At 61.9% G+C, this 9,996-nt stretch carries 8 protein-coding genes; 3 read left to right on the top strand and 5 right to left on the bottom strand.

The genetic code is table 11. From position 1 onward, the window contains the following. Window positions 1-16: 16 nt before the first annotated feature. The 4 genes from AW06_RS18000 to AW06_RS18015 form a co-directional block, all read right to left on the bottom strand. Window positions 17-256 carry a hypothetical protein gene (locus tag AW06_RS18000; protein WP_034953047.1) on the bottom strand — a complete coding sequence of 80 codons (240 nt, stop codon included), beginning with the start codon at window positions 254-256 and terminating at the stop codon, window positions 17-19. Further along, window positions 240-506 carry a hypothetical protein gene (locus AW06_RS18005; RefSeq protein WP_034953050.1) on the bottom strand — a complete coding sequence of 89 codons (267 nt, stop codon included), beginning with the start codon at window positions 504-506 and terminating at the stop codon, window positions 240-242. Before AW06_RS18005 ends, AW06_RS18000 begins: the two co-directional genes overlap by 17 nt. A 2-nt stretch (window positions 507-508) precedes the next feature. After that, window positions 509-718: a hypothetical protein gene (locus AW06_RS18010; protein ID WP_034953053.1), complete on the bottom strand. Its 210-nt coding sequence runs from the start codon at window positions 716-718 to the stop codon at window positions 509-511. A gap of 91 nt (window positions 719-809) precedes the next feature. Beyond that, window positions 810-3,353 (bottom strand): FtsX-like permease family protein, encoded by a 2,544-nt coding sequence (locus AW06_RS18015; RefSeq protein ID WP_034953056.1) that lies wholly within the window; start codon window positions 3,351-3,353, stop codon window positions 810-812. Between the two features lie 204 nt (window positions 3,354-3,557). Here AW06_RS18015 and AW06_RS18020 point away from each other — a divergent pair, with 204 nt between their 5' ends. Together AW06_RS18020 and AW06_RS18025 are read left to right on the top strand one after the other, a co-directional pair. Then, window positions 3,558-4,754: an efflux RND transporter periplasmic adaptor subunit gene (locus tag AW06_RS18020; protein WP_246148448.1), complete on the top strand. Its 1,197-nt coding sequence runs from the start codon at window positions 3,558-3,560 to the stop codon at window positions 4,752-4,754. After that, window positions 4,751-7,834, top strand: a complete 3,084-nt coding sequence (locus tag AW06_RS18025; RefSeq protein ID WP_034953059.1) for an efflux RND transporter permease subunit — start codon at window positions 4,751-4,753, stop codon at window positions 7,832-7,834. The genes AW06_RS18020 and AW06_RS18025 overlap by 4 nt, the downstream gene beginning before the upstream one ends. 114 nt (window positions 7,835-7,948) lie before the next feature. Here AW06_RS18025 and AW06_RS18030 read toward each other — a convergent pair whose 3' ends face one another. Next, entirely contained in the window at window positions 7,949-8,443 is a 495-nt protein-coding gene (locus AW06_RS18030; protein WP_034953061.1) for a Dps family protein, read from the bottom strand. Window positions 8,444-9,517: 1,074 nt separating this feature from the next. Between AW06_RS18030 and AW06_RS18035 the strand changes: the two genes are divergently transcribed. Further along, the coding region (locus AW06_RS18035) for an MCP four helix bundle domain-containing protein (RefSeq protein ID WP_273704866.1) at window positions 9,518-9,996 on the top strand (479 nt) is incomplete at its 3' end.

Below are 9,996 nucleotides of genomic sequence, written 5' to 3' on the forward strand. Positions count from 1 at the left end.
GCGGGCCGGCCCGTCACTACGCTACCGACTCCCAGGCAACCTGGACTTGCCGGGACATGCGCTCGGCCGCCACCTCTTCAGGTCGGACGTGCCGCAGGTGCCGATCGGCCTGCAGAACCAGGGCAGCATGTTCGACCTGAACGATTTCCAGGCCGAGCAGGGCGAACTCCTGATCAACCGGCTTCCGGACCGACTGCGCACCTGGCGTGACTCCGGCTACCGGGGTGTCACCAGCCGCGTCACTCGCGATCGGCAACTGCGCGCTGGTCCGTCGGCCGTGCGATCAGCTCGCGCAGGATGCCGGCGACAGCCCAGACCATCAAGGCGATGCCGACGATGACGGAAAGCACTGCGCTTGGCGTGCTGGTCGGAAAATCGGGAATGAACAGCGTCTGACCCCGCGCAAGCCACATCGCGCCACTCGCGAGAACCAGCATGCCAGCAACGTCGAGCAGCGCGTAGAACAGCACCTTCGGCGTAACCCGCATGCGTGAGCGCGGGCGCATGTTCATGCTGCAGCGAGCGCGGTCGGATCATCAGTCGCCTGGATGCCGGCAAGCACCTGCCGGCTGCCGAGTGATAGGCGAACCGGCTTCTGAGCGCTCATCTTCCGGAAATGTATCCGGATGTGGGCTTGCATATACTCGGCCAGGTGATCCAGGGGGATCGCGCTGTTGGCGTACGGCAGGGCAAAGCTGAGCAGCATCTTGCGGGTCATTGGGTTGGGCGCAACCGGGACTGGGGTAACAAGACATTCTACCAAAGGGGTTGAACATTCCGCGGCGATGTTTCTGGATCGTCAGCAGAGGTCACGCGCTGCCGCTGCGCAGCGCTTCCAGTGGTGCGCTCTGCAGCAATCTGGTGGCGGCAAACCAGCCGGCGGCGCTGACCAGCAAGGCGCCAGCGCAGATCGCTGCCGGCAACAGCCACAGATCCACCGCTACTTCGAAGCGAAACACCTGGCGCGCCAGAAACTGGCCGACAGCGATGGCTCCAAGCGCGGCAATCAGCCCGGAAAGTCCACCAATCGCGGCAAACTCGGCCAGCAAGGCCCGCCTGAGCTGTTCCCGACGCGCCCCGAGGGCGCGCATCACCGCCAGCTCGTAGCGCCGCTCTTCAGCCGCAGAAGCCAGCGCCGCGTAGAGCACGATGACCCCGGCAGCCAGCGTGAACAGAAATACGAATTGCACCGCCCGCGCTACCTGATCCATGATCGATTGCAACTGGCGCAGAATCGCGGCAACGTCGATGACCGTGAGGTTGGGAAATTCGCGAATCAGTCGATTGACGAATTCCGCCTTCTCCGGGGGAAGATATATACTGGTAATCCAGCTTGCCGGGTAGCCCTGCAGAACCGGCGGCGGCGTCAGGACAAAGAAATTGGCGCGCATGGTGTCCCAGTTGACCTTGCGCAATCCAATCACCGTCATGCTGACCTTTTCGCCGGCAACGACGAAATCGATGCGATCGCCTACGGACAGTCCGAGTGTTTTCGCCAGTCCATCCTCTACCGATGCTGCCGCTTCACCCTCCCGGCCGGCGACTTCGGCGGGAGAAAACCAGCGCCCGCCACTGAGTCGGTTGCCTTCCGGCAGATCGGCGCGCATCGACAGATTGAACTCACGGTCGATCAGGCGCTGCGCGCGATCGTCCGTGTAACTTTCGGCACTGACTTCGACGCCGTTGATGCGCGTCAATCGTCCGCGCACCATCGGTGCCAGCTCGGCCGCCAGGCCCTGCGCCCGCAGCAGCGCGTGTACCGGTTTGACCTGGTCGGGCTGGATATTGACGACAAAGCGGTTCGGCGCGTCGGGGGGAACGCTCCGCCGCCAGGCGTCGAGCAACTCGCTGCGCGTCACGGTCAGCAGCAACAGCGCCATCAGGCCGAGTGCCAGTGCGACGATCTGGACGACACTGGTGCCCGCTCGCCGCTCCAGGCTCGCCAGCCCGTAACGCCAGCCGATTCCGCCCGCGCCGGCGGATCGACCACTCCCACGCAGCGCGGCGGCCAGTCGGACAGCCAGGCGGGCAATCAGAGCAAAGACGATCAGCGCGGCGCTGAAGCCGCCAATCACATAGGCACCCAGCTCGACTTCGCCGGCCACCCAGAACATCAGGCCAGCCAGTGCCAGGAAGCCTAGCAGATAGCCGCCGAGCAGACCACTGCGCGGATTGCCCAGTTCGCGGCGCAGAACACGCAGCGTCGACACCTTCTTGAGTTGCAGCAAGGGCGGCACGGCAAAACCGAAGAGCAGCAGCAGGCCGACCGCCACCCCCTGCACGGCCGGCAGCAGGCCTGGCGGCGGCAGTGGCGTCGCCAGCAACTGTGCGAGCCAGGCATGCAAGGCGAAATGGGCGAGGTAGCCGAGCGCGCAGCCAATGCTCGCCGCGAATACGCCGAGCACGGCAAACTGGCCCAGGTACAGGCGCAACAGCAAGGATTGTGTCGCGCCGAGGCAGCGCATCACGGCGCAAGGGTCGAGATGGCGTTGACCGTAGCGTCGCGACGCCAGGGCCACCGCCACCGCTGCCAGCACCACCGTCAGCAGCGCCGAAAGACCGAGGAATTTCTGCGCCCGCTCGAGCGCGGTACGGATCTCCGGGCGGCCGTTCTGCGGGTCCTCGATACGCTGCCCACGCGTCAGGCGTGGCTTGAGGTCGCGCTGGAAACGTTTCACCAGCGACAGGTCGCCGGCCAGCAACAGACGGTAGCCGACGCGGCTACCGACCTGCAGCAGGGCAGTCGCCGGCAGATCGTCGAGGTTCATCAACAGGCGCGGCGCGACACTGAAGAAGTTGATGCCGCGATCCGGCTCCAGAGTCAGTATGGCATCGAGGCGCAAAGCACTTTGCCCGACGACGATCAGGTCGCCGACATGCGCGTCCAGCGCCGAGGCCAGACGCTCGTCGATCCAGATCGTTCCGGCAGACGGTACACCACGCGCCGGCGCATCCGGAACATTGAGCGCCGGTGCGATGCGAAGGATGCCGCGCAGCGGATAAGCGGCACCGACCGCCTTGATCTCGGCAAGCTGCGCACGCAGCCCGTCACTCTCGCCGCGTGTCACCATGCTCGGGAAGGTGCGTGTCTCGACCACCTGCAGGCCGCTTGCGCGTGCCTCTTCGACCAGGGCCCGCGGCCACGGATGATCGGCAGTCAGCAACAGATCGGCGCCGAGCAACTGGTGAGACTCGCGGTCGAGCGCCTGGCGCACGCGGTCAGCAAAAAATCCCACCGCCGTCAGGGCGGCCACGGCAACCGCCAGAGCCGCAGCCAGGAGGCGCAACTCCCCGCCGCGTACGTCGCGCCGGAACATTCGCCAGGAGAAGGACCACAGCTGCAGGACTCGCATGCATTGCCCGTTCGAGAATACTTAATGTGAAAGTCGCGCCAGCGACTCACGACTCTCCCCTCCCCACTTGCGGAGGAGGGGTCGGGGGAGAGGGAAAAGGTCATGACCGTTGGCTGACTTGACCTCGGCAGGATGTTCGGAGTACAACCTTTCCCCGATTTCTCGCTCTCCTCGTCCTGTTTCCGACTGTTATGGTAACGCCAAATGACAAGATCCAAGATGCTGTTGCTGGCCGTGATCGCGGCCAGCCTTGCTGGTACAGGATACTGGTATCAGAGCATTCGTCAGAGCACCGCCAGCACAGCCACCAGGACTGCGTCGCCGGTGCCGGTGACCGTGGCCAGGGCGACGCTCGGCGATATTCCCATTCTGCTGGAGGTGGTGGGTCGCGCTGAAGCGTACGAAAGCGTGACCTTGAAGGCACGGCTGGACGGGCAGGTTCTGGCGGCGGACTACAGCGCAGGGCAACATGTCCGACAGGGCGAGGTTCTGGTCCGGCTTGACCCTGGCGACTTCGAGTCGCGGTGGCTGCTGGCGCAGGCCAATCTCGCCCGGAGCGAAGCCCAGCTCGCCAAGGCCAGGGCCGACGTGCAGCGCTATCTGGCCCTGCAGGGACGCGGCTTCGTATCCGAGGAAAAGGTCAACGAACTGCGCACCGGCGAAACTGCAGCCGCCGCGACGGTGAAGGCTGACCAGGCCGCTCTGGAACTGGCCAGGCGCCAACTCGCCTACACCAGCATCCGTGCTCCATTTGCGGGCGTGGTCGGCGCGCGCCTGGTGTTTCCCGGCTCAGCGGTCAAGATGAATGAAACGGTGCTGGCTGTGGTCAATCGCATGCGGCCGCTCTACGTGACTTTTTCGATCCCCGAGAAGCATCTGCCGCGCGTGCGAGAGGCCATGGCACGCGGCGACATGCCCGCCAGCGTGACGATTCCCGGTGACCGGGAGCCGCGTTTCGCGGCAACGGTGAGGTTTCTCGACAACACCGTCGATGCCAGCACCGGCACCATCCAGATGAAGGCCCTGCTGGAAAATCGGGATGAACAACTGACTCCCGGACAATTTCTTCAGGTCAGCCTCTCTCTCGCCACCCTGAGCAACGCCGTGGTCGTTCCCACGGAAGCCGTGCAGCAGGGGCCGGACGGCAACTTCCTGTTTGTCGTCCGGCCGGACAACACCGTGGAACCCAGGAAGATCGAAGTGTCGGCCAGCTACCATGGCCTTTCGGCGATCGGCAAGGGCGTTGCCAGCGATGACATGGTTGTCATCGACGGCCAGCTCAGACTGGCCCCCGGATCGCTGGTGCAGGTGAAACCCGTACAGCCGGCAGTGACCAGCACCACCGCCCAAACTGCCGCCACGCCAGTGCCGGCCACGCAGCCGGGCGGCAGCGCCAAATGAATCTGCCTGAACTCTGCATTCGCCGCCCGGTCATGACCACGCTGCTGATGGCGGCGTTCCTCATTTTCGGCTTGATCGGCTATCGTGCCCTGCCGGTTGCCGAATTGCCGACAGTCGATTTCCCGACCATTGCCGTGACCGCCAATCTTCCCGGCGCCTCCCCGGAAACCATGGCAGCGGCAGTCGCCACGCCCCTGGAAGGGCAATTCTCGACCATCGCCGGGCTCGATTCGATGACTTCGACGAGTGCCCAGGGATCGACCTCGATCACCCTGCAGTTCTCGCTTGAACGCAATATCGATGCCGCCGCGCAGGATGTGCAATCGGCGATCTCCGCCGCCTTGCGCAAGTTGCCGCCGAACATGCCGGCGCCACCGTCCTTCCGCAAGGTCAACCCGGCCGACTCCCCGGTCTTCTACATCACCCTGCTGTCACCGACACTGCCGCTATCGCTGGTGAACGAATACGCGGAAACCCAGCTTGCGCAGCGTCTGTCGACGATCCCCGGTGTTGCCCAGGTACTGATATTCGGATCGCAGAAATTCGCCGTGCGCGTGCAGGCCAACCCCGACCAGCTCGCCAGCCGGGGAGTCGGCCTCGACGAACTGCAACAGGCGCTTGCCCAGAACAACGTCAACCAGCCGATCGGCCAGCTCGATGGCAGCCGCCAGACCTTTGCCATCAAGGATGGCGGACAGCTTTCCAGCGCCGCGGCCTACCGCCCACTGATCGTTGCCTGGCGAAATGGCGCGCCGGTGCGGCTCGAGGAAGTCGCTACTCCAATCGACAGCGTCGAGAACAACAAGATTGCCAGCTGGAACGTCGACAAGCGTGCCATCGTCCTGGCGATTCAGCGCCAGCCAGGCGCCAATACCATCGAGACGGTCGATGCCATCAAGCGTATCTTGCCATCGTTCCAGTCCAAGCTGCCGGCGGCGATCGAGATGAGAGTGCTTTTCGACCGCAGCGTCTCGATCCGTGACGCGATCGACGACGTCCAGTTCACCCTGATCCTGGCTGGCTTCCTGGTGATCCTGGTGATCCTGCTGTTCCTGAGAAACCTCTCGGCGACGCTGATTCCGGCGCTGGCGCTGCCGATTTCGGTGGTCGGGACCTTCGGGGCGATGGCGGTCCTCGGTTACAGCCTCGACAATCTCTCGCTGCTGGCGCTGACTCTGAGTGTCGGCTTCGTCGTCGATGATGCGATCGTGATGCTGGAGAATATCGTCCGCCACGTCGAACAAGGCGAAACACCGTTCGAGGCGGCGATCCAGGGTGCCCGCGAGATCGGCTTCACGATCCTTTCGATGACCCTCTCGCTGATTGCCGTGTTCATTCCGGTACTCTTCATGAGCGGCATCGTCGGTCGCCTGCTGCACGAATTCGCAGTCACCATCTGCGTCGCCATCCTGGTCTCCGGTTTCGTGTCGCTGACCCTGACCCCGATGCTCTGCAGCCGCTACATCCAACACGCCGAGCCTGATACGCATGGCCGTCTGTTCCAGATCTTCGAGCGTTTTTTTGTTGCCCTGCTCGCGGGCTACGAGCGGACCCTCAAGCTGGCGATGGCGCACCCACGCAGCGTGCTGGCGGTTTTCTTTGCCACCCTGCTGCTTACCGGCCATTTGTTCACCGTGGTGTCCAAGGACTTCCTGCCGAGCGGTGACTCGGGTCAGATCGTTGCCTTTACTGAAGGTGCCCAGGACGTGTCCTTCGCTTCTATGGTGAAACATCAACGCGCGCTCGCCGAAATCGTCGCGCAGGAACCCGACATCCGCTCGTTCATGTCCGCCGTGGGTGCCGGCGGCATTCGCCCGACGGCCAATACCGGCACCATTTTCATGATCCTCAAACCCCGATCGGAACGTCGCTCATCGCCAGACCAGATCATTCAGCGCCTGCGCCCCAAACTCGCCGAAGTGCCGGGAATCAAGGCGTACATGCAGAATCCGCCAGTCATCCGCATCGGCGGCCAGCTCACCGCCGCGCAGTATCAGTACACCCTGCAGGACACCGACCTCGGCGAGCTATACCAATGGACCGCCACCTTGACCGAACGTCTCCGCCAGTTGCCCGGATTCGTCGATGTCACCAACAACCTCAACCATCTCAGCCCGGTGCTGGCGCTGGACATCGACCGCGACAAGCTGGCGACGCTCGGTCTCAGTTATGGGCAGGTGGAAGATGCCTTGCAGAGCGCATTCAGCGCACGACAAGTGTCTACGATCTACGGCGCGACCAATCAGTACCAGGTGATACTCGAAGTCGCCCCAGAATACCAGGCCGATCCGGCAGCACTGTCACGCCTCTACGTGCGCAGCAGCAACGGCAAACTCATCCCGCTGGACACTGTGGCGCGCTTCAGTCGCAAGACGCAGGCGCTGACCGTCAACCATCAGGGGCAGTTACCGTCGGTCACTTTGTCGTTCAACCTGTTGCCAGGGGTATCGCTGGGCGAAGCGGTAGACCGGATCAAGGGGCTAGAACAGCAACTGCGCATCCCGGTCTCGCTAAACACCAGCCTGCAAGGCACCGCACAGGCCTTCCAGTCCTCACAGCAGGGACTCGGCATCCTGCTGCTGGTGGCGATTCTGGTGGTGTACCTGGTGCTCGGCATCCTCTACGAGAGTTTCATTCACCCCCTGACGATTCTTTCGGGGCTGCCCTCGGCGGGCCTGGGCGCGCTGTTGACACTGCTGCTGTTTGGCGTCGATCTCAGTCTCTACGCCTTCGTCGGCGTCATCATGCTGATCGGCATCGTCAAGAAGAACGCCATCATGATGATCGACTTTGCGCTGGCGCAGCAACGGCAAGCGGGAATGGCCGCGCGCGACGCAATCTTCGAAGCCTGCCTGATCCGCTTCCGGCCAATCATGATGACCACCATGGCGGCGCTGGTCGGAACACTGCCGATCGCTCTCGGTCTCGGTGCCGGCGCCGAGGTCCGGCGACCTCTCGGTCTGGCGGTGGTCGGCGGCCTGCTGCTCTCACAGTTCCTGACGCTCTATCTGACGCCGGTGATCTACCTTTATCTCGATCGATTTTCGCGAGAGGATGCGCATGCGCAAACCGCTGCCTGATACCGGATGATGCGAGCAAGATTTCCCCTGCGCTGGACAACTGAAAGCCAGGTTCCGGCACTTGAGGTCAATTCCTGTTCGTGAGTCGCTGACACCGATCTCCGGTTCAGGCACCTACTCTTCGAGCAGGCTGCGGAGCATCCAGGCGGTCTTTTCATGCACTTCCAGACGCTGGGTGAGCAGATCGGCGGTGGGCTGGTCGTTCGCGGCATTCACCACCGGGAACAACTCGCGTGCGGTTCGGGCCGTGGCTTCCTGGGCGTCAACCAGGTGCCGAATCATCTCCGTTGCCTTGGGCGTCCCTTCCACCTCCCTGATCGAGCTCATCCTGCTGAACTCCTTGTAGGTGCCGGGAGCGGGATGGCCGAGTGCGCGAATCCTCTCGGCAATGACGTCGAGTGCGTTCCACTGTTCCGTGTACTGGCCCATGAACATCAGGTGCAAGGTATTGAACATGGGTCCCGTAACGTTCCAGTGGAAGTTGTGAGTCATCAGGTAGAGCGTGTAACTGTCGGCCAGCAGGGCGGACAAGCCCTGGGCAATCTTTGCACGCTCACTGGCACTTATGCCGATATTGATCAAAGGGGCTTGGGTTTTCTTGGCGTTCATCGTCGTTTCTCCTGGGTTGAAGGCGTTGAGGGGAACAAGTTCGACCTCTTTCCGTGCGGATGCTCTTCCTGCTCGATGCCCGTGGGCAGAGTCGTCCTATGTTTTTCGGGAAGCCGAGGCGGGTTGCTCGGGAACCTGACGAACACATTCTATGCAGAACTTCTCGATTGATCAAATTGATTATAAGTATTAATCCAATAGCTAATTGTTATTTATGATGATCGCAGCATGCTCGTCAGCCTCGCCGCCCGACGGCAAGCTTTCATGATATGACGGGCCGTCAACGGACCACAACCAAACAGTATCTTCAGCATGAGCACATGTTCCGCAAGTGACGCCAGTGTTGCCTATGAGTGCCTGCAGGATGCACGTGGCGGTATCAGATTTCACAATCTATCGTCTCCAACTCATCAGCCGCGAACCAGAGAGCCGTACTTTCGCGACGATCGGTACCCTAAGGGCACGCGTTTCATGCTACCACAGGCGCTGAGCGACAGTTCCGTTCGCGTCGAAGCAACTGTGACGAGCCAATGCCCGGAGGGGACTTCGTCGGCGCAAACGCCGAGCCGTGGGCATCGTTTCCTGATCGACGACCGCTCTGCTTGTACGCTCAGCGCTCTGGCCCTTAACCCGAGGGGATGAATGATTTGCTGGGCACCGACGACGGGTGCTGACCGCTAAGAAGTCTTTGGCTACGATCCAGCCGGCGGCACATTGCTATTCAAGATGGAAACAGGTGGACCCATCACCGTGACACCCGTACCCACAGGGCAAATGCATGAATCCTATACAAGAACCAGAAGACAACACAGAACCGCGCAAACGACAATCACGAGCAATTCCGCCTGTCTCGGATAGCGCACTCCAACCCACACATTGACAGCCGAACCGAATCTCTGCCTTGAATGAAATTAAATAAAAACAGAGATATACACAATTCATCAGGTTGTGAACAGCACCCTTCGCAATTGGTTGAGTGCGGGCAAACCTCCATTCGCGAGAGGCAACGACTTTGGCATTCATGCAATTGCGCTGAGGGCCACTGCTTGTACCCCACTCCCCGCGGGTCTATGATTGACGATTATTTTGCCCAATACAAAACGAATAGACGAGCGTAAGGGGATTCTCATGAACTGGTTCGACAACATGAGCCTGCGTGCCAAGCTCATCCTGAATTTCCTCGTCAGCGGTGGCGTTCTCGTCGCTGCGATCATCTTTTGCATCATCCAGGTCAAGGCGGTCGGCCGCGATACCGAGGAGATTGCGAGGAACTGGCTACCCTCCGTTCAGGCCGCAGCTGAAATCAGCCAGTTGCGGCTACGCTACCGCGTACGCAGCTTGGAATACCTGCTATCGAGCTCCGACGCCGAGCGAGAGAAGATCGAGAAATCCCTGGGCGATCTGGACGGAAAACTGGCGGAGGCATTGAAGAAATACGAGCCGCTGACGAGCAGCGACGAAGAGCGCAAGGTATTGCAGCTGGCCGTCAAGGCAGCTGCAGATTACAAGGCGAACGTACTGGAGGCCATCTCTACCGTGCGCGGTCACGATTG

The organism is Candidatus Accumulibacter cognatus (genome assembly GCF_000584975.1).
Taxonomy (GTDB): Bacteria; Pseudomonadota; Gammaproteobacteria; order Burkholderiales; family Rhodocyclaceae; genus Accumulibacter; species Accumulibacter cognatus.

Bases quoted from the DNA above. Each gene is read 5' to 3' on its own strand.
- AW06_RS18005 (WP_034953050.1), bottom strand. From the start codon at position 506: ATGCGCCCGCGCTCACGCATGCGGGTTACGCCGAAGGTGCTGTTCTAC.
- AW06_RS18025 (WP_034953059.1), top strand. From the start codon at position 4,751: ATGAATCTGCCTGAACTCTGCATTCGCCGCCCGGTCATGACCACGCTG.
- AW06_RS18015 (WP_034953056.1), bottom strand. From the start codon at position 3,353: ATGCGAGTCCTGCAGCTGTGGTCCTTCTCCTGGCGAATGTTCCGGCGC.
- AW06_RS18030 (WP_034953061.1), bottom strand. From the start codon at position 8,443: ATGAACGCCAAGAAAACCCAAGCCCCTTTGATCAATATCGGCATAAGT.
- AW06_RS18010 (WP_034953053.1), bottom strand. From the start codon at position 718: ATGACCCGCAAGATGCTGCTCAGCTTTGCCCTGCCGTACGCCAACAGC.
- AW06_RS18020 (WP_246148448.1), top strand. From the start codon at position 3,558: ATGACAAGATCCAAGATGCTGTTGCTGGCCGTGATCGCGGCCAGCCTT.